Raw genomic sequence first — 24,148 nt, forward strand, 5'->3', positions numbered from 1 at the left:
CGCCTACTGCCAGGCCGTTATGGCGTAAGTCGGGTCTGCCCCCGGACGGGTCGAAGGCGCCTGACGAACAAAAGGCCAGGTCAGGCGCCTTTTCTCGTGCCTCTGGAAGAAGCCCAGCCTCCTCGGTGAATACGACACCAGAACGTTCTTCGTCTGCTGGTAGTGCTCCAGCATCATCTTGTGCGTCTCCCGCCCGATCCCCGACTGCTTGTACCCGCCGAACGCGGCCGGGTGGGCGTGGTAGCAGTTGGTCCAGACGCGGCCCGCCTGGATCGCCCGCCCTGCCCGGTACGCCGTGTTCATGTCCCGGGTCCACACGCCCGCCCCGAGCCCGTACAGCGTGTCGTTGGCGATCTTCAGGGCGTCGTCGAAGTCGTCGAAGGACGTCACCGAGACGACGGGGCCGAAGATCTCCTCCTGGAAGACCCGCATATGGTTGTCGCCCTCGAAGATCGTCGGCTGGACGTAATAACCGCCCTTCAACTCACCGTCGTACTCGATGCGTTCGCCGCCGGTGAGGACTTCGCGCCCTCCTGCCGACCGACGTCCAGGTAGGAGAGGATCTTCTCCAGCTGGTCGTTGGACGCCTGGGCACCGATTATCGTGTCGGTGTCAAGGGAAGGGCCCGACTTGATGAGCTCGGTGCGGGCGACGGCGGCCTCGAGGAACTCGGCGTAGGTGCCGCGCTGGATCAGTGCCCGGGACGGACAGGTGCAGACCTCGCCCTGGTTGAGGGCGAACATTGTGAACCCTTCGAGCGCCTTGTCACGGAAGTCGTCGTCCCGCGCCCAGACGTCGTCGAAGAAGATGTTCGGCGACTTGCCGCCGAGTTCGAGGGTGACCGGCTTGATGTTCTCGGAGGCGTACTGCATGATCCGCCGTTCTGTTGTGGTCTCGCCGGTGAACGCGACCTTGGCCACCCACGCACTGGACGCGAGCGGCTTGCCCGCCTCCACCCCGAAGCCGTTGACGATGTTCACCACGCCCGGCGGCAGCAGGTCCGGGACCAGGCTCATCCAGTAGTGGAAGGAGGCCGGGGTCTGCTCGGCGGGCTTGATGACGACCGCGTTGCCCGCCGCGAGGGCCGGGGCCAGCTTCCACACCGCCATCAGGATGGGGGAGTTCCACGGGATGATCTGCGCGACGACACCGAGCGGCTCATGGAGGTGGTACACCACCGTGTCGTCGTCGAGCTCCCCGAGCGAACCCTCCTGCGCGCGGATCACCCCCGCGAAGTACCGGAGTGGTCGATGGCCAGGGGGACGTCGGCCGCCAGCGTCTCGCGCACCGGCTTGCCGTTCTCCCAGCTCTCCGCGACCGCCAGCCTTTCGAGGTTCGCCTCCATGCGGTCGGCGATCTTCAGCAGGACGGCGGACCGCTCGGTCACCGAGGTCCGGCCCCAGCCCGGGGCGGCGGCGTGCGCTGCGTCCAGCGCCCGCTCCACGTCCTCCGCGGTGCCCCGCGCGATGAAGCGGTCGTAGCGTGCCTGGTGGGAGACGATCGGGCCCTCGGTGCCGGGTGCCGCGTAGCGGGTCATGGTGGCCAGCCTCCTTCAGTAGCTGCCCGCCGTTGGGCAGCTCTGCGCGTGAGGCCAGGAGCGCGGACGTTGCAACCACGTTGCCGTCGGCGCGGCCAGCTCCGACTCCAGCGCGGCCAGCCGGGCCCGGACGCTCGCCGTGGGCCGTACGGCGGCGAGCGCCCGCCACACCTCGAGGTCGTCCTCGCCCCACGGCGCGTGTGCCCAGTCCGCCAGCAGGTCGGGATCCCGGCGGGCGACCAACGCCGTCCGCAGCGCGTCCGCGACCCGGCGCCTGAGCCGCACCACGGCCGGAGCCTGTGACGCCGGCAGCAGCGGACCGGCGTGCCCCTTCGCCGCCGCCGCGACCGCCCCGCTCTCCAGCCGTCGCTCGACGATCAACACATCCGACTCGACCGGCACGGCCGGCTGGCACGGCAGGCCGGTACGGCCGGGACGCCAGCAGCCCCGGTCCGAGAACCCTGCGCCGCCGGGCCAGTTCAGCCCGCAGCGTCACCGGCGTCACGGACTCGTCCTCGTACGGCGCGCACAACCGTTCATCCCCGGTCAGACCCTCCGGGTGCCGGGAGAGCAGCACCAGGATCTCGCTGTGCCTGCGGCTGAGCCTGCCCCTGCGGCCGCCGCCGACCACCAGCGCCTCGCCCCGGCCCAGTGCGCTCAGCTCGGCTCTGCCGGTGGCCGGCTGCTGCGGGAGGAACAGCGCCAGCTGGGACTCGGCGGCCCGCGCGACCGCCTGGACGAAGCCCAGGCTGTGCGGATGCGCGAGCCCGTCCCCGCCGGTGACGTCCACGGCCCCCAGCACCCGCCCGGTCCGCGGATCGTGCACCGGCGCCGCCGCGCAGGTCCACAGCTGCACCCGGCGGATGAAGTGCTCCGCCGGCCGCGAAGGCCTGCACCGGCCGTCCACCCCGACCGCCGTACCCGGGGCGTTCGTCCCGACAGCGGTCTCCGCCCACCGCGCACCCGGCACGAAGTTCATCCACTCCGCCTGCCGACGGGTCCTCGCACGGCCGTCGACCCACAGCAGCCTGCCGTGCTCGTCGCACACGGCGAGCAGATGCTCCCCGTCGGAGGCGAAGGTCCCCATCAGCTCACGGAACAGCGGCATGACCCGTGCCAGCGGATGCTCGCCCGGTACGAACCGAGGTCACCGTCGCTGAGTTCGACGTTCGCCGTTCCGTCGGGCCCCACACCGGCCCACGCGGAACGCCGCCACGAGTCGGCCACCACCGGGCGCACCGGCCGCTGCACGGTGCCCGCCTCGGTGAACGTCTCGTGCGCACGCCGCAGCAGCCGGACGCGCTCGGCAGGATCGGCCCCCAGCTCCAGGGCCACCCATGGACAGCTCAACTCGGCCTCCCGGAAGGCGATGCGACCGGGGACATCGACATCGTCACTCTCGGTACACGCGCAGACGACCTCTCCGACCGACGCCACCCGAACGATGCGCGACTCACACGGCTTCGACCATGCTCAGATAGCGCTCCCAGTCCCAGTACGGCCCAGGGTCGGTGTGATCCGAGCCCGGCACCTCGTAGTGCCCGATGATGTGCGTGCGGTCCCTGGGCATGCCGTATCTCTCGCAGATCCCCGCCGTCAGCTTCGCGGACTCCTGGTAGAGGGCCTCGGTGAAGTAGGCGGGCTGGTCCACCCATCCCTCGTGCTCGATGCCGATGCTGCGGGTGTTGTAGTCCCAGTTCCCGGCGTGCCAGGCCACGTCCGCCTCCCGCACGCATTGCGCGACATGACCGTCGGCCGAGCGCACGACGTAGTGGGCGGACACCTCCTTCGCCGGATCGCGGAAGATGCCCAGGGCGTCGGTGTAGGAGGTCTGGGTGACGTGGACGATCACCCGGTCCACCTCGTAGGACCAGGGGCGGTCCGACTCGGTGAAGTTGGACGGCGTGGCCGGCTGCCACTCGGCGAGCGGGTGGTCGACGGGCTGCGGGGCGGCCCCGGCTCGCACCTCGGGAAGCAGTGCGTACGGTACGGCGGCCAGGACGGCCCCCTTCAGCAGCCGCCGTCGGTCGAGCAGCGGTCTGGCGCGTTCCATGGTCAACTGCCTTTCGTCTCAGCGGTGTTCATCCGCGCGACGGTCACCGCGATCTCATGGAGCCGGTCGTGCACTCCGCGGTGAGTCTCGCGCGCCGGCAGCCCTTCCTCGCGGATCTTCGCCGTGCGGATGTGGTTGGTGTCGCGGACGAACAGGGCCTGGCCAAGACCGATCGTCCAGGGCAACTGCGTGCCTTGCGTGAATCACGGTACGGCGGCTGCCGGTTGCGCAGGAGGGCGCTCGGTGTTCCGGTGGACGACCTCGGGAATGTGGATAACCCGGTCACCCGGACGGGTGAGTTGACGGGCGCTCAGGCCCGTTCGCCCACGACCACCGGGTCGTCCAGTACGGCTCGCACCACCGAGTGCGCGGCCCCCAGCAGAGGCCCCTGCGAACCCAGGCCGGACACGGACACCGGGCAGGCCGGACCGGCCGTCCGCCGCGCCAGCTCGTCTTGCAGGGAGGGCAGCAGCCAGGGTGCGAGCCCGGCCAGCGCACCGCCGAGCACCACGGCTTCGGGGTCCAGCAGATTGACCGCCCCGGTCAGCGCGATGCCGAGCGCCTGCCCGGCCTCACGCAGGGCGCCCCGTACGGCCTCGTCGCCGTCCGCCGCGTGCCGGCCGAGCAGTCCGACGCGGTCCTCGCCCGGCTCCAGACCGGCCGCCCGCAGCACCGCCTCCTCGCCGGCGTACTGCTCCAGGCAGCCGCGCCCGCCGCACGGGCACCGGGGTCCGTCCGGGTGGACCGGGACATGGCCCAGCTCGCCCGCGAAACCGCGGGTGCCGCGCAGCAGTTGCCCGTCCACGACCAGTGCCGCGCCGATGCCGATCTCCGCCGAGACGTGCAGGAAGTCATGGGGAGTGCCGTCGCCGAGCCAGAGTTCGGCCAGAGCGCCGAAGTTGGCCTCGTTGCCCACGGTCAGCGGGAGGTCCTCGGGCAGCAGCGGGCCCAGGTCCGTGTCGTGCCAGTCGAGGTTCGGGGCGCGCACGACGGTGCGGGCGTCCCGTGCGACCAGACCGGGCACCGCCACCGCGAGACCGGCGGGCCACAGGCCCTCGCCCTCAGCCTCCGCCACCACCCGGCGCACCAGCGAGGCGAGTTCGGCGAGCACCGGTTCGGGGGAGCGGCCCCGGTTCGCGCCGTACCGCACCAGCCGCGAGCGAACCTGTCCGCGCAGATCCACCGCGCAGACGGCTAGGTGGTCCACACCGACCTCGGCACCTATCCCGGCAGGTCCGCGACCGCTGACGGCGAGTGCGGAACCCGGTCTGCCGACCCGGCCGGGACGCTCGGGGCCGAGCTCCTCCAGGAGCCCCGAGCGTATGAGTTCGTCGACGAGGGTCGAGACCGCGGCCCGCGTCAGGCCGATACGTGAGGCCACCGCGGCGCGCGACAGCGGTCCCTCGGCACGCACGGTGTGCATCACACGGGCCAGGTTGCGGCGGCGCATGCCCTGCTGGGTGTCGGGCAGACCGCGCCCGGGCCTCGCCGGGTGGGCGTCACGCAGCGGTGCGGTCATGCCTCCCTCACCCCTCAGAGGTCCCCCGCTCCAGCAGCGGCGCCGCGTCGGAGAGTACCTCGGCGATCCTGGCCAGCGTCGTGTCGTCCCGCTCCACGGCCTCCAGCACCGGACCGGCGGCCGTGTTCCAGCGCCGGGCGACCGCACCCGGGTCCTCGCCGGTCAGCAGTCCCGCGGCCTGCGCGGCGGCGCCGAGAGCGACCAGTTCCTTGGCCTCGGGCACCTGGACAGGCCGTCCCGAGAGCCGGCGTACGGTCTGCTGCCACGCGGTGCCCTGCGCGCCGCCGCCGATCAGCAGCAGCGGCGTCGAACGGTCCGCGTCCTCGTCGAGCACCAGGTCCAGCGCCCCGAGCAGCGCCTGCACGGCACCGTCGTAGGCCGCCTGGAGGAGCTGGCCCCCGGTGGTGTCGTGGCGCAAGCCGTGCAGCAGGCCGGAGGCGTTCGGCAGGTTCGGGGTGCGCTCGCCGTCCAGGTAGGGCAGCAGGGTGACCCCCGAGACGGGCTCCACGGCCTCGCGGTCGAGGCCCAGCAGCGTCGCGATGCGGTCGACGGCGAGGGTGCAGTTCAGGGTGCAGGCCAGGGGCAGCCAGTCGCCGTGGGCGTCGGCGAAGCCCGCCACCGTGCCGGTCGGGTCGGTGGGGCGGTGCTTCGAGACGGCGTACACCGTGCCGGAAGTGCCCAGGCTCATCACCGGCGTCCCGGGGCGCAGCCCGAGGCCCAGCGCGGCGGCCGCGTTGTCGCCGGTGCCGGGGGCGACCAGGGTGCCCTTGGAGAACGGCAGGTCATGGCCGTCGCGTACGGTGCCGGCCACCTCGCCGGGCCGGACCACGCGAGGGAGCAGAGCGGAGTCGAGCCCCACGCGCGCGAGGATCTCGTCGTCGTACGACTCCGTCGCGGACGCCCACCAGCCGGTGCCGGAGGCGTCGCCGCGGTCGGTGGTGCCCTCCCCGGTGAGCCGCTCGGTGAGGTAGTCGTGGGGCAGGCGGACCGCCTTCGTGGCGCGCAAGGCCTCCGGCTCGTGCTCGGCGAGCCAGGCCCACTTCGTCACCGTGAAGGAGGCGCCAGGCACGCTGCCGGTGCGTTCCGCCCAGGCCTTCGGGCCGCCCAGTTCCTCGATGAGACGCCTGGCCTGCGGCGCCGAGCGGACGTCGTTCCACAGCAGGGCCGGGCGCACCGGCTCGCCCTGTGCGTCAAGTGTGACCAGGCCGTGCTGCTGGCCGCCGATCGACACCGCGGCGGCCTCGCGCGCGGCGTCCCCGCACTGGCGCAGGGCCTCGGACAGCGCGTCCCACCACTGGCGCGGGTCGCTCTCCCGGCCGGCCCCGGAGGACACGGTGTGCGGTGCCTGGCCGCGCGCGACGACCTGGCCGGTGGCCGCGTCGACCACCAGCGCCTTGGTGGACTGGGTGGACGTGTCCACGCCGACGACGAGCGGACCCTCGGCTGCTGACATCGGGCTCTCCCTTTTTGCGCGGCTCATGATCTCGATGCGGCAGGTCTCTCCACCGCAGACGCCTTGTCTCTTCCCGGAGACGTGTGTGCATACTAATTTGTAAACCGCCATGACGAAATAGTCCGGAGCAGCAAGGAGCCGCGTCATGAACTACCAGCCCACCCCCGAGGACAGGTTCACCTTCGGCCTGTGGACCGTCGGCTGGCAGGGAAGGGACCCGTTCGGCGACGCCACCCGCCGTGCCCTCGACCCGGTCGAGACGGTGCGGCGCCTGGCCGAGCTCGGCGCCCACGGCGTGACCTTCCACGACGACGACCTGATCCCCTTCGGGTCCTCGGACAGTGAGCGCGAGGGCCACATCAAGCGCTTCCGCGAGGCCCTGGACGCGACCGGCATGAAGGTGCCGATGGCGACCACCAACCTCTTCACGCACCCCGTCTTCAAGGACGGCGCGTTCACCGCGAACGACCGCGACGTGCGCCGTTACGCGCTGCGCAAGACGATCCGCAACATCGACCTGGCGGTCGAGCTGGGCGCCGAGACCTACGTCGCCTGGGGCGGCCGTGAGGGCGCCGAGTCCGGTGGCGCCAAGGACGTGCGCGTCGCTCTCGACCGCATGAAGGAGGCTTTCGACCTCCTGGGCGAGTACGTCACCGAGCAGGGCTACGACCTGAAGTTCGCGATCGAGCCCAAGCCGAACGAGCCGCGCGGCGACATCCTCCTGCCCACCGTCGGCCACGCGCTCGCGTTCATCGAGCGCCTGGAGCGTCCCGAACTGTACGGCGTGAACCCCGAGGTCGGCCACGAGCAGATGGCCGGGCTGAACTTCCCGCACGGCATCGCGCAGGCTCTGTGGGCGGGCAAGCTCTTCCACATCGACCTCAACGGCCAGTCCGGCATCAAGTACGACCAGGACCTGCGCTTCGGCGCCGGCGACCTGCGTGCCGCCTTCTGGCTCGTCGACCTCCTGGAGAGCGCCGGCTACGCCGGTCCCAAGCACTTCGACTTCAAGCCGCCGCGGACCGAGGACCTCGACGGTGTGTGGGCGTCGGCCGCGGGCTGCATGCGCAACTACCTCATCCTCAAGGAGCGCGCCGCCGCCTTCCGTGCCGACCCGCAGGTCCAGGAGGCGCTGCGGGCCTCGCGCCTGGACGAGCTGGCGCAGCAGACGGCGGCGGACGGCCTGAAGTCGCTGCTCGCGGACCGCAGTGCCTTCGAGGACTTCGACGTGGAGGCGGCCGCCGCACGCGGCATGGCCTTCGAGCAGCTGGACCAGCTCGCCATGGACCACCTCCTGGGTGCGCGCGGCTGAACGAAGCCCACGCGCGTGTGCCGTCGGCCGTGAGTGGCCTCCGCCGACGGCACGCGCGCGTGCGGACTTGCCGCGATCGTCGCGGCGGTCCCAGCCCTCGCACCTGCCGGGGTTTCTCGCGCGTGCCGGGACCTTCGCACGTGCCGGGACCTTCGCGCGGAGTGTGCCGGAATCGTGCGATCCACGGCATGAGGCCGTATCAACGTCCGCGCGGGGGTCGCGTCATGACCGGTTCGAGGCGACTCTGGACGGCATGGCCATGCCGCCGGTACCGCCCCAGCCGCCCGGACCGCCGGGTGACACCCCGCCTCCGGGCGGTGGCTTCGGACCACCTCCTGACGACTTCGGACCCAACGGACCGAACCCGTACGGCGGTATGCCGTCGACCCAGCCGATGGGTTCGGTCGGCGGCCCCGGGCCGAGCGGCCCAAGTAGCCCGCGAAAGCGCCGCAGCCCGCTGCTCGCCCTCCTCGTCGTGATCCTGGCCGCCGTCGCGGTGGCCGCCGTGGTCCTCATGGCGTCGGACAGAGACGACTCGCCGGACAAGAACCCGGCGCCGGCAACCAGCACGAGCCGATCTCCCAAGCCGTCGTTCAGCCTGCCGACGCAGCTCCCCAGCGAGCTGCCCAGCGAACTCCCGTCGCAGTTCCCGAGCGACATCCCCAGCGAGTTCCCCAGCGACCTGGAGTCGCTGCTGCCGTCCCTGATCGGGTGATGCGGCCCTGCAGCTGCCGCGGCCTCCCGGATCCGGCGCAACGGCACGCTTCTGCGAGGCCTGGCCGAACTACCCCTGGGGTTCTGCTGAGGCGAGTTCCGCCGAGGCCAGAGCCGTCGCCGGATCCAGGGCCGCCGGGCCCGCGAGTATCCAGCGGTCCCGTTCCTGCCGGTACGGCCACCACCGCCCGTCCCGCCCCAGGCGCAGCTGCACCGACGCGTTGACGGTCGTCCAGCGGTTTCCCTCTGCCCGTAGTGGCGGTCGTTCGTCCTCGTCCCAGGCCGAGTCCAGAGCGACACGCGCGCGTGCGAGTGTGCCGCCCGAGGGCTCCCACTCCTCCTCCAGGACGGACAGCGCGTCCGCACCACCGAGCTCCCACGCGCGCGTGGCGTTTGCCAGCGACCCCGGATCGCGGCCCGATCCAGTGGCGAGCCGTTCCGTGAGTGCCTGGTCGGATGCGGCGACGGCAAGGCGTACCGCGTCCTGGGCGACCGTCAATTCAGGGAGCGGGGCGGGACGATCGGACGGTGTCCGAAGAGCCTCCGCCAGCAGCCGACGTGCTTCTACGGCGGTCCGGGCGGCCAGGTGGCGGACGGCGACCGGGTCGACTCCCGGTCCCGGTGGGGCCTCGGCGTCCAGCGAGGGTGGCAGGCCGGGCTCCTCGGGCAGCTCCCCGAACGTGGGAAGGGGCGGCAGGATGGCGCCGGTCGCATAGGCCTCGGCGGCATCCACCCCCTCCGCTTCGGGAGCTTCCTCCGCGGGCGCGGCGCTGCGGGCCTGGAGGTCTTCCAGAAGGGCATGTTCGCCGCGACCGCGCATCAGCAGCAGCACGAACGGGTCCTGGTCCAGCAGCCGGGCCACCTGATAGCAGAGGGCAGCCGTGTGCCCGCAGTGGTCCCAGGCGTCGCAGTCGCACTCCGGTTCCAGATCGCCCAGCCCTGGCAGGAGTTCGATGCCCGCGGACGCCGCGTCCTCCACCAGATGCGGCGGCATCTCGCGGTCCAGCAGCGCCGCGACATGCCCGGCCCGCTCGACGGCCATGTCGAGGAGGCGGTCCCACTGTTCGGCCGGCAGTTCGGCCAGCAGGACGTCGGCGCGGTGCGTGGTGCGGTCACGGTCCTGAACGACGGCCGTGATGCGCCCGGGACGTACCGACACCGCGCCCACCGCGCCCGCGCGTGCGAGGCTGCGGCCCCTCTTCAGCTGGCCCGAGTCAAGTGCGGCGTCCTCCAGGGCCCGCAGCCAGGCCATGCCCCACCACGTCTGCGCGAAGCCCCGCCCGTGCGTGGGCGGCAGCGCCGCGAACGTGCGCTCCGTGTCACCCTCGTGTCCGGTCATCGAGCGCCCCCTCGCAGTTCCACCAGATCGGCCAGTTCGGCGTCCGTCAGCTCGGTGAGTGCCGCCTCGCCGGCGCCGAGCACCGCGTCGGCCAACTCCCGCTTGCGGCGCAGCATGTCGGCGATGCGGTCCTCGATCGTCCCCTCGGCGATCAGACGGTGCACCTGCACGGGGCGTGTCTGGCCGATGCGGTAAGCGCGGTCGGTGGCCTGTGCCTCGACGGCCGGGTTCCACCAGCGGTCGTAGTGCACGACGTGTTCGGCCCGGGTGAGGTTCAGACCGGTGCCCGCCGCCTTCAACGACAGCAGGAACACGGGCACTTCGCCGTCCTGGAACCGGCGCACCAACGTCTCACGCCGGGCGACCGGCGTCCCGCCGTGCAGGAACTGCGACGGCAGGCCACGCGCCGCGAGATGCCGCTCGATGAGACGGGCCATGCGCACGTACTGCGTGAACACCAGGACGCTCGCTTTTTCGGCGACGATGGTGTCGAGGAGCTCGTCCAGCAGCTCCAGCTTGCCGGAACGACCGGCGATCGCCGGCTCCTCCTCCTTGAGGAACTGCGCCGGGTGGTTGCAGATCTGCTTCAGCCCGGTCAGCAGCTTCACGATCAGCCCGCGCCGCGCCATGCTGTCCGCCCCGGAGATCTTCGCCAGGGTCTCGCGCACCACGGCCTCGTACAGGCCGGTCTGTTCCGGGGTGAGCGACACGGCGCGGTCGGTCTCTGTCTTCGGCGGCAGCTCCGGGGCGATTCCCGGATCCGACTTGCGGCGCCTCAGCAGGAAGGGGCGCACCAGCCGGGCGAGACGCTCTGCGGCGGCCGGGTCCTGGCCGCTCTCGACGGCCTGCGCGTACCGCGCGCGGAACGTGCCGAGCCGGCCCAGCAGACCTGGGGTCGTCCAGTCGAGGATCGCCCACAGCTCCGACAGGTTGTTCTCGACCGGGGTTCCGGTGAGCGCCACGCGTGCGTGTGTCCCGATCGAGCGCAGCGCCCGGGCGGTCGCCGCATACGGGTTCTTCACGTGCTGCGCCTCGTCCGCCACGACCATCCCCCACGCGGTTTCGGCGAGCCGGGGCGCGTCCAGGCGCATCGTGCCGTACGTGGTGAGCACGAACTCCCCGTCCGCCAGGCGGTCGAGCTCACGCCGTGGACCGTGGAAGCGGCGCACGGGCGTACCCGGTGCGAACCTCTCGATCTCGCGCTGCCAGTTGCCCATCAGGGACGTCGGACACACCACGAGGGTGGGACCGGCGGTCGCCGCGTCGGTCTGCCGGTGCAGATGCAGCGCGATCAGGGTGATCGTCTTGCCGAGTCCCATGTCGTCGGCCAGACAGCAGCCGAGGCCCGAGGACGTCATCCGGGCCAGCCAGTTCAGGCCCCGGCGCTGGTAGTCCCTGAGAGTCGCCGCAAGTGCGGCGGGTTGCGGGACCGGCTCCTGGGCCTCCGGGTCGGCAAGCCGGTCCCGCAGGGCCGCCAGCCACCCGGTGGGCTGTACGTCGACCCTGCGGCCGTCGACCTCGGCGGAGCCCGTCAGAGCCGCCCTCAGGGCGTCGACGGGCGTCACCTTGTGGTCCTGCCGGGCACGGGCCCGGCGCACCTCCTGAGGGTCGACCAGCACCCACTGGTCACGCAGCCGGACCACCGGACGGTTGGCCTCGGCGAGCCGGTCCAGCTCCTCGCGCGTAAGCTGCTGGTCGCCCAGCGCGAACCACCAGTCGAACGTGAGCAGGGCGTCGGCGGACAGGACCGACGGAGTGTCCGACGGCACCCGGTCGTGGCCGTCCGGCGGACCGACCATCGCGCGCGTGGTGAGTTTTCTGGCCATGTCCTTCGGCCAGTGCACCACGACGCCCAGGTCGGCGAGAGCTCGCGCTCCGGCTCCCAGCAGCTCCGTGATCTCCTCGTCGGTGAGTTCGACCGCGTCCGGGACGGCCGCCGAGAGCAGCGGGGTGAGCGCGGGCCACGCGCGTGCGGCCCTGCGGAGCGCGAGCAGACCGTCCATGCGCGCGTGGGTACCGAAGGCGGTGCCCTCGCCCCACACGTCGGCCGCGTCCGCCACGATCGTCGGATCACTCACGCTGTGCACCTGGAGCACGGCCCGGAAGGCGGGCGCCTCATCACCGGCCAGGCCGCCATCACCGGCCAGGCCGCGCACCTCGATCCGCAACGAGACACGTACGCCCGCGTCGTGGCCCGCGGCGACACCCGCCGCCCACGCACGCTGCTCGGGCACGTGCTGCGGTTCCTGGGCGGCGTATGCGGGTCCGCCCGTCACGAGGGACGCCGCGGGGGAGCGGGGCAGAGCGTCGGCGACCGCGTCCAGGAAGGCGCGCAGCAGCTGTTCGGGATCGGGCAACCGCAGCGGCTCGGCGGTGCTCAGCGGTACGGCGTACGCCTCGGGGGGCATCGCCGCGGCGAGCCGGCGGACCCGCTCGATGTCCGCGGCGTCCAGCGGACCCACGCGCCAGGCGTCGTGATCGGTGGGGGACAGGCCGGGCAACAGCAGCCCCTGTGCCACGCACTGCAGGGCCAGGACGCCCGCGGCCCCCCAGAAGACGGTCGCCCTGTGCGCGTGCGCGGAGGCACGCGCACGCGTGAGGACCGGCAGGGCGGCACGGACCGGGAGCAGCACCGCGGGCAGGTTCACCAGCTCCACACCGCCCTCGCCGGGCCTCACCAGTGCCAGGTCCTCGACCGTCCCCGCCACGACAGCGGGAGGAGGAGCGCCGTCGGGCTGCCAAAAGGCCACAGTGCCGGTGCGAGCCGGGTCGCCGGGCACGAACACGGCGCTGCAGGAGGCCAGTTCGGAGATCTCGGACGGTGATGCCGCGGGAAACCTCTGGACAGAGATCGCGGGACTCCTCAAACTTGACTACGTTGTCGGGGTGGTCGAGGGTACATCACCTCTCAGGCCTTCAGGGCGGTGCCCTGCATCACCTTCGCGCGGTGGTGTTGTCACCCCCTGGGTCCCCGGTGCTGACCCCCGTCCGTACACGGGGGGTTGCCGCATGGTCTCGACAGGCCACCGCCTCGTACGTTTCCTCAGGTCAGCGCGTTTCCTGAGAGAGCCGGAGTCGGACATGCCCCAGAGCGCCACAACCGTCGCACCTCACCCGCGCGGTACGTCCGGCTCCCTGCCCGGCACTAGCGAGTTCGCGCCCCTCTTGCGCGCGGTGAAGGGCCAGCGCCTCCTGGACCGCCGCCACGACTGGTACGCCCGGACCGTCGCCGTCAACGCGCTCGCCCTCGCCGGCCTCATCACGGCCGTCGCCCTGTCCGGCGACTCCTGGCGAACCCTGCTGCTGGCCCCCCTCCTTGCCGTGTTCTGCGCTCGCACCGCCTTCATAGGGCACGACGCGGGCCACGCGCAGATCACCGGCGACAAGGCGACCGGCCGCCTCATCGGTCTGATCCACGGCAACCTGCTGCTCGGGATGAGCTACTCGTGGTGGAACCACAAACACAACCGCCACCACGCCAACCCCAACCACATCGGCAAGGACCCCGACGTCGCCGCCGACATCCTGGTCTTCACCGGTGAACAGGCGACGGTACGCACCGGCTTCAGGCGTTGGCTCACCCGCCACCAGGCCTGGCTGTTCTTCCCGCTCACGCTCCTCGAAGGCATCGCCCTGAAGATCCAGGGCTTCCGCGACCTGCGCCGACAGGAGCCGGGGGAGCGTGCCGTCGAAGGCGCTCTCCTGGTGAGCCACCTCGCCGCCTACGCCACGCTGCTGCTGACCGTCATGTCCCCCGGAAAGGCGCTCGCCTTCGCGGCGATCCACCAGGCGCTGTTCGGCCTGCACCTCGGGATGGCCTTCGCCCCCAACCACAAGGGCATGGAGATGCCGGACCCGGACGGGGAGCCGTGGGGGCACCTGCGCCGCCAGGTACTCACCTCCCGCAACATCCGCGGCGGCCCCGTCACCGACTGGTTCCTCGGCGGTCTCAACTACCAGATCGAGCACCACCTCTTTCCCAGCATGCCCCGGCCGCATCTGCGCCTCGCGCAGCCGCTGGTGCGCGCCCACTGCGCGGATCTGGGTATCCCTTACACGGAGACCGGGCTCGTCGACTCCTACCGACAGGCCCTGGGCCACATGCACGAGGTGGGCGAGCCGTTGCGGACGGAGCGCTAGAAGGCGAACATCCGGGGCGTCTCGGGGCGAGGTCTCAGGGATGTCTCAGGGTCGCGGTGCGGAACTGCAGGAAGCGCGGACCCGTTCTTCTGGACAGAGAGCGGCAACCGCCGCGAAGGAGGCGACGTACATGTCGAAGAACGCGAAGATCGCCGCAGGGGGAGTGGCGGTCGGGCTGCTCCTGCTGATCTGGCTGCCGTGGTGGGCCTCGGTTCTGATCATCCTGGGGGTCCCGGCCGCCGCATACCTGACGCTGGACCCCTCGCAGCGGCGCCGACTGCGCCGCGTCACCCGCAAGGAACTCGGCCGCTGACGCCCCCCCGCACCGGCCGGGAGCACGACAGTCCCGGACGGTGCGGCGCGGCGGTTCAGCTGGGACGTACGGCCATCTTGTCGAGCGCTTCCAGCAGTCCGGGCAGCTCCGGGCCCCGGCCCACCGGCAGGACCTCCCCGGGCTCGTCGTCGAGCAGCACGAACGCGATGTCGTCCGTCCTGGCCACCAGTGACCAGCCGGGACCGTCGGCACGCAGCGTCCGCGCGTCGCCCGGCGCGAAGGACGACCGGACCCTGCCGAGGGGCGGCGGCGAATCCACGTAGGCGCGGGCCTCCGCGAGGACACGCCGGATGCCGCTGTGGCCCTTGCGGACCTCCTTCTCGGCCTCACCGGAGGCCGTGTGACCCACTGCCCTGTCTCCCGCAGCCGCGTCTTCCGCTGCCCTGTCTCCCGCAGCCTCACTGTCCGTGGCCTGGTCCTGCGAGACGGCGCGGGCCGAGGCGTCACCGTCCGTGGTCACGCGACCCGCGATCTCCCCGTCCACGATCCGGCCGTCCATGCTCCTGCCGACCGCGGCCTTGTCGCCCCCCGTGGACCCGCCGTTCGGCCTCGAGAAGTTCGCGTCGTCGATCTGTTCCCGCCACCTCGCCCACTGGAGCGCGATCTCATCGGCGCCCAGACGCCGCTGCGCGGATCCCCACACGGACGTGTCAGGCGGCGTCAGCGGCGGGCCGTCGCCGGCCTCGGGATCGGGGTCGTGCGGCGCCGGCACACCGGGTGCCGCGACGGCGACCGCGAGCGGCCAGCCGGGCAGGGCGGCCACGACGGTTCGCTCGTCGGGCGACAGGTCGTACTCCATGCCGCAGTCCCAGGACGCGATGGCGACGGCGACCAGCGAGACGTCGTCGACGACGACCGTCCACCGGGCGCCGCTGCCGTCCTGACCGAGCACCAGTCCGTACCCGTCGGCCAGCGGTGCCAGACCGAGCGCCGCGCAGGCCTCCGGATAGTCGTCGCCCAGCACGCTCGGGAACTTCGCCGGCGTCAACAGCACCGCCGTCAGCACATAGAGCGCGTCGTCCCCGGCGGCGACGGCGTCCTCGTCCGTCCCGGCCATCCCAGCCTCCCCATCGGTTCGTCCAACGGCGCGCACATTAGTGTGCGCAGAAGGCGCTTGTCACGACTCCCAAGAACACCCGGAGCTGCAGTTTTCCGGCTGGACGGGGCGAATCGCCCCTCACTTGCCGGCCGCTCAGGCCGCAGGCAGTCCAAGGAGCGCACGTGCCACCGTACGCGGCGACTCGTCGCGCTCCCGCGCGAGGGCAATGACGGCCCGGCACGCGAGCTCGTTGACCCCGAACGACAGAGCTTCCGGCGAGACCCAGGCCGAGGCCTCGTCGATCCGGTCCTGGTCGTCCTCCGCGCAGGCCGAGACGTACGCGGCGGCGGCCTCGAACAGATTGTGCGTGCGGGTCTGCCGCCCGGTGGGCTCCTCGATGCGCACCGAATTGACGAATCCGGCGCTGTACTTGCGGATCCTGCCCCACATGCCGACCACCATCCCCCTGCGTCACGTGATCCATCGAACCTTCGTCTGCTCCTCCCCACCGTAGAATTGGAGCCTTTGGCCGCAGAAGAGGGGCGGAGCTCCCGTGTCGTTCAGAAGGGCCGGAAAACGGTCAAGCGGGTTTGCGGGAAGAGATACTTGTGTCTGCTCGCGACATGGCGACCAGGGGGAGTGATCGGTGAATTCGGTGAATTCAGCCGGAGAGACGGGCGGTCGGGTCGAAGGCGGCGGCAAGGACGGGCGGCACGCCGTCGTCGTGGGCGGGAGCCTCGCAGGGCTTCTCGCGGCGCACGTCCTGGCCGGGCACGCCGACCGGGTGACCGTGCTCGAACGCGACCGGTTTCCGGAGGGCGCCAAGCCGCGGCCCGGCGTGCCGCAGGGCCGTCACCCTCATGTGCTGCTCCAAGGCGGACAGACGGCCCTGGAGTCGCTGCTGCCGGGGTTCCTGGCGGAGCTGCGGGAAGCGGGGGCACCCCGGGTGGGCATGCCGGCCGACATGGTGCTGTGGCAGAGCGGCCGCTGGTTCCGGCGGGTGCCCGCGACGACGCACATCTACACCGGCTCCCGCGCACAGCTCGAGGAACTGGTGCGGCGGCGGGTTCTCGCCAACCCGGTGATCAGGGTGCGGGAGGGCACCGACGTCGTCGGGTTCCTCGGCGACGCCACGCGCGTGCGAGGCGTCCTGGTGCGGGACCGCTCAGGCGACACCCGCGCGGAGTCCCGCCCCCTGGAGGCCGATCTGGTCGTCGACGCCTCCGGCAGCGGCACGAAGGCCCCGCAGTGGCTCGCGGCGATCGGCGCCGAGCGCCCGCGCGAGGAGACCATCGACACCGGACTCGCCTACGCCTCCCGCGTCTACCGCGGCACGGACGGCGCACTCGACGGCGAGACCCGCGGCTACTACGTCTATCCCGACCCCGAGCAGGTGCACGCAGGCGGTGCCCTGCCCCTGGAGGACGGCAGCCATCTGGTGATCGTCTCGGGGCTGCGCGGCAACGAACCGCCAACCGGCGACGACGAGTTCGTGACGTACGCCAAGAGGTTGCCGCATCCGCTCCTGCACCGGTGGCTGGAGGACGCCGAACCGCTCTCCCCGCCGTTCGGCCACCGCCGGACCTCGAACGTGCGCCGACGCTACGACCTCCCCGGCCGTCCGGCAGGCTTCCTCGCCACCGGCGACGCCCTGTGCACCTTCAACCCGATCTACGGGCAGGGCATGGCCGTGGCCGCCATGAGCGCGGTCGCCCTGCGTGACACGCTGGTCGACCGGCGCCGGACGCCGACGACGCGGCGCGTGCAGCAGGCGCTGCTCGTGGCGTCCCGGCTCGCGTGGGACATCTCCGCCGGGGCCGACCGCAAAATGCCGGGCGCGGCCGGCACCGCGATCGACGGTGGACCCGCGGACCGCTTCGCCGGGTGGTACCTGAACCGCGTCCAGGAGCGCGCCCCCGGCGACCCTGTCGTGGGGCGGGCTTTTCGCGCCGTCGTGACCCTCTCCGAGCCCGTCACCGCCCTGTTCGCTCCGCCCGTGGCCAGGGCCGTCCTCTTCGACCCACCCGCGCCGACGCCGGCCGAACCGCCCACGACACCGGAGGAGCCCGAGTCCCGGGAGCAGTGATCAGTTCAGCTCGGACTGTGCGCTTCGGTGGCGATCCCGGCGCCGGTGCAGCGCCTGAGCAGAGGCCGCGTCGAGCGAAGTGATCGTCTCCCGCAGCCACCTGAGTTCGGCCCGGGACGTGGCGCGGGCAATGGTCAGCACACCGCGCCTGAACGGATCGTCCAACTCCTCGGCCCTCAGCGGACGGTCGCCCTCGTAGAAGAAGCTCGCGGGCTCCTCCAGGAAGGCGAGCCGGCGCCGCAGTACGGTCGCCTGCGCGCCGGCGTCGTCCAGGTGCCGGAGGAAGGCGAGCACCGTGAACCACCGGTTCTCGTCGCTGACGTCACGCGCGGCCGGTTCGGCGAGCCGGCGGCGCAACTCTCGGCGGCCTTCGTCGGTGAGCGTCAGGACATGGCGGGGCGCGGCCACGGCACCGGGTTCCGTCGCGCGTGCCAGCAATCCCGCCTTCTCCAGCCGCTTGATGGCCGGATACAGCGTGCTCTCGGCCACGGGGCGCACGTGACCCGCCAGCGCCGCGATGCGTTTGCGCAGCTCATAGCCGTGCAGCGGGGTGTCGTAGAGGAATCCGAGGATGGCGAGCTCCAGCATGCCCGCATTCTGCCGCATGGGCGCTGTACATCCCTGTCGCATTACTACGGACGCGCAATACATCGGTGACGATGTATTCTCCTTCGCGATGCATCGAGGGAGGGCACATGAGGCAGGCCGAGTTCGACGGCAGGGGAAGCCGCATCCGCTGGACCGAGACGCCCGGCGAGGAGCCGGCACGCGTGTACGTGCACGGCCTGGGAGCGATCTCGACCGTCTATCACGCGCACATCGCGGCCCGGCCCGAACTCGCGGGCCGGCGCAGCCTGTTCGTCGATCTGCCCGGACACGGCGTCAGCGACCGTCCCGAGCACTTCGGGTACACGCTGGAGGACCACGCGGACGCCCTGGCCACCGCTCTGGACGCCGCCAATGTGACCGGTGCCGAGCTGATCGCGCACAGCATGGGCGGGTCGGTCGCGCTCGTACTCGCCCACCGGAGACCGGAACTCGTCTCCCGGCTGGTCCTCACGGAAGCCAATCTCGACGCCTCACCCCCGGCCACGGCGGGCAGCACCGGGATCGCCGCCTACCAGGAGGACGATTTCGTCGCAGGCGCCCACGCGCGCGTGCTCGAGAAGGTCGGCCCCCTGTGGGCGGCGACCATGCGGCTGGCCGACCCGCGTGCCCTGCACCGCAGCGCGGTCGGACTCAGGCGCGGATCGGCGCCCATGATGCGCGCGATCCTCGAAGGGCTGCCGGTCGATCGCGTATACCTCCAGGGCGAGCTCAGCGGCGAGCTGGAGGGGCGCAAGACACTGGAGGCGGCAGGCGTGCGGGTGGTGACCGTCCCCGGCGCCGGGCACAACGTCATGTTCGACAACCCCGACGCCTTCGCCGCGGCGGTCGCCGGGACGGACTGAACGCGTTCAGTACTCGCGGACGGCCAAAACCAGGAAACGGTCGTCCTCGTCGACGTACGACGTCATGTGCCATCCCGAACCGGCCAGCAGCGGACGGAGGTTGGGCTCCGCGCGCAGGTCCTCGGGGGTGATCGGCCGCCCCTGGCGCGCGGCGAGCGCCGCTCTGCCGAGCGGATGGAACAGGGCCAGGAGGCCGCCGGGTCGCACCACCCGGGCCAACTCGCGCAGATTGTCCGCCGGTCGGGACAGATGGGAGATGAGGCCCGCACCGAAGACGGCGTCGAGCGAGCGGGAGCGGAGCGGCAGCGCGGCCACGTCGGCGAGCAGCAGATGTGCGTCCCGATCCCTGCCGGCCCGTACGGCGGCTTCCAGCATGGCCGGGGTCGATCGGCCCCAACGACCACTCCCGAGGGCCCCACGGCGGCACAGAGGGGCGGCAGGGCCCGTCCGGTGCCGCAACCGGCGTCGAGCACGCGGTCGCCCTCGCGCAGACCGAGTTCCGCGACCGCGGCGGCGTAGGCCGGACCGTCGTCCGGGAACCGGCTGTCCCAGTCGGCGGCACGGGCCGAGAAGAACTCCTGAACGTGTGTGTGGTCGTCGCTCATGTTCCGCATGGTCCCTCACCGACAGGGGTGAAGGCGCGGTGCACACGTTCGAACGTGACGCGATCGTTCAGACGCACCTCTGCGCCAGATTGCAGCATCTTTCGAAATGCGCCCTCTTTGTGCGCCCCTGCCCCGGCTAGCGTCCCTTGGCCATGGGACACCTGGACCACGCAGCCCTGGGCTGGCTGACGCCCACACTTTCGTACGTCATGGCCTGTATCGGCGCCGCGCTCGGCCTGCGCTGCACCATGCGCGCTCTCGGAGCCACCGGACGGTCGCGCCGCAACTGGCTCGTCACCGCGGCCTCTGCCATCGGGACCGGCATCTGGACCATGCACTTCGTGGCCATGCTCGGCTTCAGCGTCAGCGGTACCGACATCCGCTACGACGTACCACTGACCATCGCGAGCCTCCTGGTCGCCATGGTCGTCGTCTCCGCCGGCGTCTTCGCGGTCGGCTACAGCCGTGACCGGGTCCGCGCGCTCTTCCTGGGCGGACTCACCACCGGCCTGGGCGTGGCGAGCATGCACTACCTGGGCATGGCCGCAGTACGGCTGCACGGCAGCGTCCACTACGACCCGGTCCTCGTCGGACTCTCCGTGCTCATCGCCGTCGTCGCGGCGACGGCGGCCCTGTGGGCGGCGCTCAACATCAAGTCGCCCGTCGCCGTCACCATCGCGTCCCTGATCATGGGCGCCGCGGTCAGCAGCATGCACTACACCGGGATGTTCGCGGTCAGCGTGCGGGTCTCGCCCTCCGGCGGCGTCCTGCCCGGGGCGACGGCGATGCAGTTCATCTTCCCGCTCGCCGTCGGACTCGGCTCCTACCTGTTCCTGACCTCGGCCTTCGTCGCGCTGTCGCCCACGACAGGAGAGCGCGAGGCAACCGCCTCCGCCCAGCGCACGGTCGAGAGCCTCACCTCCTAGCGGCGGATCCGGGCCCCGGACGGCCCGACGACACGCCCCCGAACCACTCCCGAGCGAGGAGGCCATGCGTACATCGCGTAGGACCCCCAGAGCCGGCGCCGAGACGCCGCACCAGACACCCGCGCGCGGGCGTCGCGCACATGCCGGACCACCGGCCGACGAAAGCCCGGACGACCCCGTGGGTCCCCCGGCCGAGGACATACCCGTGCACGCGGGACACTGGCGGATACGCCCCCGCACGGTCCGCGCCAAGATCGTCTGCCTGCTCATGGTGCCGGTGGTCTCACTGCTCGCGCTGTGGGCGTACGCCACCGTCAGCACCGCCCAGGACGTGTCCCGGCTACGGCAGTTGCAGCGCGTGGACGACGCCGTCCGCTCTCCCGTCGCCGACGCCGTGACCGCGCTCCAGACGGAGCGTGCCGCCGCCGTCCGTTACGCCACCGACCCGTCCGTCGCGCAGAGCGACGACCTCCGCAGGCTCGCCGGGCGCACCGACCGGGCCGTGGCACGACTGCGGCTCGGCGACGACAACACCGTCGCCGACGGCGAGGAACTGCCCGCCGGTGTCGCCCAGCGGCTCGAAGCCTTCGTGACCGGCGCCGAACAACTGCGCTCCGTGCGCACCGCCGTGCTGGACCGCAGCGCCGGATGGGACGAGACGTACGGTCGCTACACCAGGACCATCGCCGGTGCCTTCGCGGTCGGCGGTGCCCTCACCGGCATCCAGGACGCCGACCTCGGCTCCGACGCGCGCGTGCTGCTCGAGTTCTCGCGCGCGGGCGAGTCACTGGCCCAGGAGGACGTCGTGCTGTCGAGCGCGCGGTTGGCGGGCGTCCTCGCCGGAGAGCGGCTGCGGCTGTTCACCGGGGCCGTCGACACCCGCCGGACCCTCACCGAGGCAGCCGTGACCGACCTGCGCGGCTCCGACCGCGCGGCCTGGCACAAGGTCGCCGGCAGCGGTGCCTACGCCGCCGTGACCGCCGCCGAGGACCGCATACTGGCCGCCGCTCCCGGCGTCCGCGCCGTCGAGTCGACGCCGGAGGCCACCTGGCGGGCGGGACACACGCGTGTGCAGGACGGCATGCGGGCCGTCGAAGAGGCGGCGGGCAGCGGGGTCGCCCACCGCGCCGACCCGTTCACCCGCGGTCTGCTCACCCCGGCCGGGGCCGCGGTCCTGCTCGGCCTGCTCGCCGTCGCCGCCTCGCTCGTGATCTCCGTGCGCATCGGTCGCGGCCTCGTCGTCGAGCTCGTGAGCCTGCGCAACAGCGCCCTGGAGATCGCCCGCCGCAAACTCCCGGAGGCCATGGAGCGGCTGCGCGCGGGCGACGAGATCGACATCCGGTCCGAGGCCCCGCCCGGACCGCCCGCGGAGGACGAGGCCGGCCAGGTCGCCGAGGCCCTCAACACCGTGCACCGCGCCGCGCTGCGGGCCGCGGTGGAGCGCGCCGAACTCGCCAGCGGCATCTCCGGCGTCTTCGTCAACCTCGCCCGCCGCAGCCAGATCCTCGTCCACCGCCAGCTCAGCCTGCTCGACAGCATGGAACGCCGCTCCGACGACCCCAACGAACTGAGCGACCTCTTCCGGCTCGACCACCTCACCACCCGCATGCGCCGCCACGCGGAGAGCCTGATCATCCTCTCGGGAGCGGCACCCGGCCGCGCCTGGCGCATGCCGGTCTCGCTGACCAACGTGGTCCGCGCGGCCGTCTCCGAGGTCGAGGACTACGCGCGCGTGGAGGTGCGTCAGCTGCCGGACGCCTCCGTCGTGGGTGCGGCGGTCGCGGACCTCACGCACCTGCTGGCCGAGATCATCGAGAACGCCGCCCAGTTCTCACCGCCCCACACGCGCGTGCGTGTGACTGGCGAACCCGTCGGCAACGGTTACGCCGTCGAGGTCGAGGACCGCGGTCTGGGTATGGGCAAGGAGACCCTCGCGGAGGCGAACCGGCGCATCGAGCAGTCCGAAGCGCTCGACCTCTTCGACAGCGACCAGCTGGGTCTGTTCGTGGTCAGCAGGCTCGCGGCGCGGCACGGCATCAAGGTGCATCTGCGCACGTCGCCCTACGGCGGCACCACCGCGGTCGTCCTGCTGCCCACGGCGCTGCTGCATATCAAGGCGGCGGAACGTTCTCCCGCCAAGGCAGCCGACCGGGAACGGCTCACGGAACGCGAGTACGCGCGCGTGGCCGCCAGCGAACGGGACCAGGACTCCGTCCCCGCCCCGGCCGAGCGCCCCGCCCTGGTGGCTCCCCTGACGGCCGCCGCCGACCGGGGCCCGACCGACGGACCACCCTCCGGAGTCACCGCCCTGCGTCTGCACCGACCGCCGGACGAGCCGGAGGAGTCCGGCGACCTGCCCCGCCGGGTACGGCAGGCGAACCTGGCCCCTCAGCTGCGCGAGCAGCGCTCCGAGGAACCGGCCCCGGCAGCCGCCCATCGGGACGACGAAGGCCGTACGCCCGAAGCCGTCCGGGACCGGATGGCGGCGTACCGGGACGGCTGGGCGCGCGGCGGCGGCAGGCAGCCCGGCCGCGGCGCCACCCCAGATTCCCCAGCGGGCAGAGACAGCAGCGAAGGAGACCGAGGATGATCCAGGACCCGAGCACGAGGGCCGACACGGGGGTCCCCCCGCGCGAGCGCAACCGGGAGTGGGGGAGGTCCGGCGAACTCGACTGGCTGCTGGACGACCTGGTGCTGCGCGTGAGCGAGGTACGGCATGCCGTGGTGCTCTCCAACGACGGTCTCGCCGTGGGCGCCTCGACGGATCTGCGCCGTGAGGACGCGGAACACCTCGCCGCGGTCTCCTCCGGTTTCCACAGCCTGGCCAAGGGCGCGGGCCGGCACTTCGGCGCCGGGGGAGTGCGTCAGACCATGGTCGAGATGGACGACGGCTTCCTGTTCGTCGCCGCAGCGGGAGACGGCTCCTGTCTCGCCGTCCTCACCGCGGTGACCGCGGACATAGGCCTCGTCGCCTACGAGATGGCACGGCTGGTCAAGCGGGTGGGCGAGCACCTTTACACGCCGCCACGCGTGGGCGCTCGACCGCCCGCCGCCGGATGAGAACGAAGGGCGGTCGGCTCGGATGACCGAGGACATGGCGGGCGTCCCGTACGAACAGGGCAGCCAGTGGTACGACAGCGAGGCCGGGCCCCTCGTCCGCCCCTACGCGATGACGGGCGGACGCACCCAATCCGGTCCCGCAGGGGTGCGTTTCGATCTGATCGCCCTGGTCACCCTCCACGCCGGCGCGCCCGGGGCCGGCGACGACACGGCGCTCGGACCGGAACACCGGGCCCTGATCGACCTGTGCCGCACGGAGACGCAGTCGGTGGCGGAACTCTCGGCGGGCGCCGACCTGCCCGTGGGCGTGGTCAGGGTGCTCCTGGGAGACCTGCTGGAACTCGGCTGTGTCACCGTCAGCCGTCCGGTGCCGCCCGCGCAGCTGCCCGACGAACGGATTCTGCGCGAGGTGATCGAAGGGCTTCGGGCGCTGTAGATGAACGTTCAGAACCGGGCAATAAGCGGTCCAACCCCTCGAAGGGGAATTCCAGTTGTCATGATGCTGCCTTCGCGACCGATGCTGCCTTCGCGACCCCGTACCGACGTCGCCGCCCGTTGCCGGCCCTCCCGAGAGAAGTGA

At 72.0% G+C, this 24,148-nt stretch carries 19 protein-coding genes and 3 pseudogenes; 10 read left to right on the forward strand and 12 right to left on the reverse strand.

The features are described 5' to 3' along the window. Window positions 1-105 precede the first annotated feature (105 nt). From ACFVYN_RS10075 to xylB, 6 genes and pseudogenes are all read right to left on the reverse strand, one after another. Window positions 106-1,537: pseudogene (locus tag ACFVYN_RS10075) on the reverse strand (aldehyde dehydrogenase family protein); the annotation flags it as partial. A 15-nt stretch (window positions 1,538-1,552) separates the two neighbouring features. Beyond that, window positions 1,553-2,887: pseudogene (locus tag ACFVYN_RS10080) on the reverse strand (GAF domain-containing protein). A gap of 103 nt (window positions 2,888-2,990) precedes the next feature. Next, window positions 2,991-3,590 carry an N-acetylmuramoyl-L-alanine amidase gene (locus tag ACFVYN_RS10085; protein WP_389995222.1) on the reverse strand — a complete coding sequence of 200 codons (600 nt, stop codon included), beginning with the start codon at window positions 3,588-3,590 and terminating at the stop codon, window positions 2,991-2,993. A gap of 2 nt (window positions 3,591-3,592) precedes the next feature. Continuing rightward, entirely contained in the window at window positions 3,593-3,775 is a 183-nt protein-coding gene (locus ACFVYN_RS10090; protein ID WP_389995225.1) for a hypothetical protein, read from the reverse strand. 125 nt (window positions 3,776-3,900) lie between these two features. Next, window positions 3,901-5,109, reverse strand: coding sequence for an ROK family protein (locus tag ACFVYN_RS10095; RefSeq protein WP_389995228.1), 1,209 nt, complete (start codon window positions 5,107-5,109; stop codon window positions 3,901-3,903). 7 nt (window positions 5,110-5,116) lie between these two features. Further along, window positions 5,117-6,562: a xylulokinase gene (gene xylB, locus ACFVYN_RS10100; protein WP_389995232.1), complete on the reverse strand. Its 1,446-nt coding sequence runs from the start codon at window positions 6,560-6,562 to the stop codon at window positions 5,117-5,119. A gap of 145 nt (window positions 6,563-6,707) precedes the next feature. Here xylB and xylA point away from each other — a divergent pair, with 145 nt between their 5' ends. Both xylA and ACFVYN_RS10110 read left to right on the forward strand, forming a co-directional pair. Continuing rightward, window positions 6,708-7,874, forward strand: a complete 1,167-nt coding sequence (xylA, locus tag ACFVYN_RS10105) for a xylose isomerase (RefSeq protein WP_389995235.1) — start codon at window positions 6,708-6,710, stop codon at window positions 7,872-7,874. A gap of 253 nt (window positions 7,875-8,127) precedes the next feature. Then, the gene (locus ACFVYN_RS10110; RefSeq protein WP_389995237.1) at window positions 8,128-8,589 is read left to right on the forward strand and encodes a hypothetical protein; all 462 of its coding nucleotides are present in this window, start codon (window positions 8,128-8,130) and stop codon (window positions 8,587-8,589) included. 69 nt (window positions 8,590-8,658) lie between these two features. Here ACFVYN_RS10110 and ACFVYN_RS10115 read toward each other — a convergent pair whose 3' ends face one another. Beyond that, complete coding sequence (locus ACFVYN_RS10115; RefSeq protein WP_389995241.1) at window positions 8,659-9,927, reverse strand: SWF or SNF family helicase; 1,269 nt, start codon at window positions 9,925-9,927, stop codon at window positions 8,659-8,661. Then, the gene (locus ACFVYN_RS10120; protein ID WP_389995473.1) at window positions 9,924-12,779 is read right to left on the reverse strand and encodes an SNF2-related protein; all 2,856 of its coding nucleotides are present in this window, start codon (window positions 12,777-12,779) and stop codon (window positions 9,924-9,926) included. The genes ACFVYN_RS10115 and ACFVYN_RS10120 overlap by 4 nt, the downstream gene beginning before the upstream one ends. 229 nt (window positions 12,780-13,008) lie before the next feature. On the opposite strand from ACFVYN_RS10120, the gene ACFVYN_RS10125 reads away from it, so the two are divergent. Together ACFVYN_RS10125 and ACFVYN_RS10130 are read left to right on the forward strand one after the other, a co-directional pair. Next, window positions 13,009-14,067 carry an acyl-CoA desaturase gene (locus tag ACFVYN_RS10125; protein ID WP_389995243.1) on the forward strand — a complete coding sequence of 353 codons (1,059 nt, stop codon included), beginning with the start codon at window positions 13,009-13,011 and terminating at the stop codon, window positions 14,065-14,067. 130 nt (window positions 14,068-14,197) lie between these two features. After that, window positions 14,198-14,380 carry a hypothetical protein gene (locus ACFVYN_RS10130; protein ID WP_057609876.1) on the forward strand — a complete coding sequence of 61 codons (183 nt, stop codon included), beginning with the start codon at window positions 14,198-14,200 and terminating at the stop codon, window positions 14,378-14,380. 55 nt (window positions 14,381-14,435) lie between these two features. On the opposite strand, the gene ACFVYN_RS10135 is transcribed toward ACFVYN_RS10130, so the two are convergent. After that, window positions 14,436-15,458, reverse strand: coding sequence for a hypothetical protein (locus ACFVYN_RS10135; RefSeq protein ID WP_389995246.1), 1,023 nt, complete (start codon window positions 15,456-15,458; stop codon window positions 14,436-14,438). Window positions 15,459-15,593: 135 nt separating this feature from the next. Continuing rightward, complete coding sequence (locus ACFVYN_RS10140) at window positions 15,594-15,890, reverse strand: hypothetical protein (protein WP_389995248.1); 297 nt, start codon at window positions 15,888-15,890, stop codon at window positions 15,594-15,596. Window positions 15,891-16,164: 274 nt separating this feature from the next. Between ACFVYN_RS10140 and ACFVYN_RS10145 the strand changes: the two genes are divergently transcribed. Continuing rightward, window positions 16,165-17,526 (forward strand): FAD-dependent oxidoreductase, encoded by a 1,362-nt coding sequence (locus tag ACFVYN_RS10145; RefSeq protein ID WP_389995476.1) that lies wholly within the window; start codon window positions 16,165-16,167, stop codon window positions 17,524-17,526. Here the strand turns inward: ACFVYN_RS10145 and ACFVYN_RS10150 are convergent, their stop codons facing one another. Next, on the reverse strand, window positions 17,527-18,114 hold the full coding sequence (locus ACFVYN_RS10150) for a PadR family transcriptional regulator (RefSeq protein ID WP_389995479.1): 588 nt from the start codon (window positions 18,112-18,114) through the stop codon (window positions 17,527-17,529). Between the two features lie 107 nt (window positions 18,115-18,221). Between ACFVYN_RS10150 and ACFVYN_RS10155 the strand changes: the two genes are divergently transcribed. Then, window positions 18,222-18,977, forward strand: a complete 756-nt coding sequence (locus tag ACFVYN_RS10155) for an alpha/beta fold hydrolase (RefSeq protein WP_389995250.1) — start codon at window positions 18,222-18,224, stop codon at window positions 18,975-18,977. 6 nt (window positions 18,978-18,983) lie between these two features. Here the strand turns inward: ACFVYN_RS10155 and ACFVYN_RS10160 are convergent. Further along, a pseudogene (locus ACFVYN_RS10160) lies at window positions 18,984-19,582 on the reverse strand (class I SAM-dependent methyltransferase). A gap of 152 nt (window positions 19,583-19,734) precedes the next feature. Here ACFVYN_RS10160 and ACFVYN_RS10165 point away from each other — a divergent pair. From ACFVYN_RS10165 to ACFVYN_RS10180, 4 genes are all read left to right on the forward strand, one after another. Then, window positions 19,735-20,508 (forward strand): MHYT domain-containing protein, encoded by a 774-nt coding sequence (locus tag ACFVYN_RS10165; protein WP_389995253.1) that lies wholly within the window; start codon window positions 19,735-19,737, stop codon window positions 20,506-20,508. Between the two features lie 64 nt (window positions 20,509-20,572). After that, a complete protein-coding gene (locus ACFVYN_RS10170) occupies window positions 20,573-23,098 on the forward strand; it encodes a nitrate- and nitrite sensing domain-containing protein (RefSeq protein WP_389995255.1) in 2,526 nt (841 codons plus the stop codon). Beyond that, complete coding sequence (locus ACFVYN_RS10175) at window positions 23,095-23,568, forward strand: roadblock/LC7 domain-containing protein (protein ID WP_389995258.1); 474 nt, start codon at window positions 23,095-23,097, stop codon at window positions 23,566-23,568. Before ACFVYN_RS10170 ends, ACFVYN_RS10175 begins: the two co-directional genes overlap by 4 nt. 22 nt (window positions 23,569-23,590) lie before the next feature. Beyond that, the gene (locus ACFVYN_RS10180; protein ID WP_389995260.1) at window positions 23,591-24,004 is read left to right on the forward strand and encodes a DUF742 domain-containing protein; all 414 of its coding nucleotides are present in this window, start codon (window positions 23,591-23,593) and stop codon (window positions 24,002-24,004) included. Window positions 24,005-24,148: the final 144 nt, after the last annotated feature.

Origin of the sequence: Streptomyces sp. NPDC058307, assembly GCF_042880295.1 — a bacterium.
GTDB lineage: Bacteria > Actinomycetota > Actinomycetes > Streptomycetales > Streptomycetaceae > Streptomyces.

Excerpts from the sequence above, each read along its gene's own strand:
- ACFVYN_RS10150 (WP_389995479.1), bottom strand. The coding sequence starts at position 18,114 with ATGCTGGAGCTCGCCATCCTCGGATTCCTCTACGACACCCCGCTGCAC.
- xylA (WP_389995235.1), top strand. The coding sequence starts at position 6,708 with ATGAACTACCAGCCCACCCCCGAGGACAGGTTCACCTTCGGCCTGTGG.
- ACFVYN_RS10095 (WP_389995228.1), bottom strand. The coding sequence starts at position 5,109 with ATGACCGCACCGCTGCGTGACGCCCACCCGGCGAGGCCCGGGCGCGGT.
- ACFVYN_RS10130 (WP_057609876.1), top strand. The coding sequence starts at position 14,198 with ATGTCGAAGAACGCGAAGATCGCCGCAGGGGGAGTGGCGGTCGGGCTG.
- ACFVYN_RS10165 (WP_389995253.1), top strand. The coding sequence starts at position 19,735 with ATGGGACACCTGGACCACGCAGCCCTGGGCTGGCTGACGCCCACACTT.
- ACFVYN_RS10125 (WP_389995243.1), top strand. The coding sequence starts at position 13,009 with ATGCCCCAGAGCGCCACAACCGTCGCACCTCACCCGCGCGGTACGTCC.
- ACFVYN_RS10180 (WP_389995260.1), top strand. The coding sequence starts at position 23,591 with ATGACCGAGGACATGGCGGGCGTCCCGTACGAACAGGGCAGCCAGTGG.
- ACFVYN_RS10170 (WP_389995255.1), top strand. The coding sequence starts at position 20,573 with ATGCGTACATCGCGTAGGACCCCCAGAGCCGGCGCCGAGACGCCGCAC.
- ACFVYN_RS10110 (WP_389995237.1), top strand. The coding sequence starts at position 8,128 with ATGGCCATGCCGCCGGTACCGCCCCAGCCGCCCGGACCGCCGGGTGAC.
- ACFVYN_RS10135 (WP_389995246.1), bottom strand. The coding sequence starts at position 15,458 with ATGGCCGGGACGGACGAGGACGCCGTCGCCGCCGGGGACGACGCGCTC.
- ACFVYN_RS10175 (WP_389995258.1), top strand. The coding sequence starts at position 23,095 with ATGATCCAGGACCCGAGCACGAGGGCCGACACGGGGGTCCCCCCGCGC.
- ACFVYN_RS10115 (WP_389995241.1), bottom strand. The coding sequence starts at position 9,927 with ATGACCGGACACGAGGGTGACACGGAGCGCACGTTCGCGGCGCTGCCG.
- ACFVYN_RS10085 (WP_389995222.1), bottom strand. The coding sequence starts at position 3,590 with ATGGAACGCGCCAGACCGCTGCTCGACCGACGGCGGCTGCTGAAGGGG.
- ACFVYN_RS10140 (WP_389995248.1), bottom strand. The coding sequence starts at position 15,890 with ATGTGGGGCAGGATCCGCAAGTACAGCGCCGGATTCGTCAATTCGGTG.
- xylB (WP_389995232.1), bottom strand. The coding sequence starts at position 6,562 with ATGTCAGCAGCCGAGGGTCCGCTCGTCGTCGGCGTGGACACGTCCACC.
- ACFVYN_RS10155 (WP_389995250.1), top strand. The coding sequence starts at position 18,222 with ATGAGGCAGGCCGAGTTCGACGGCAGGGGAAGCCGCATCCGCTGGACC.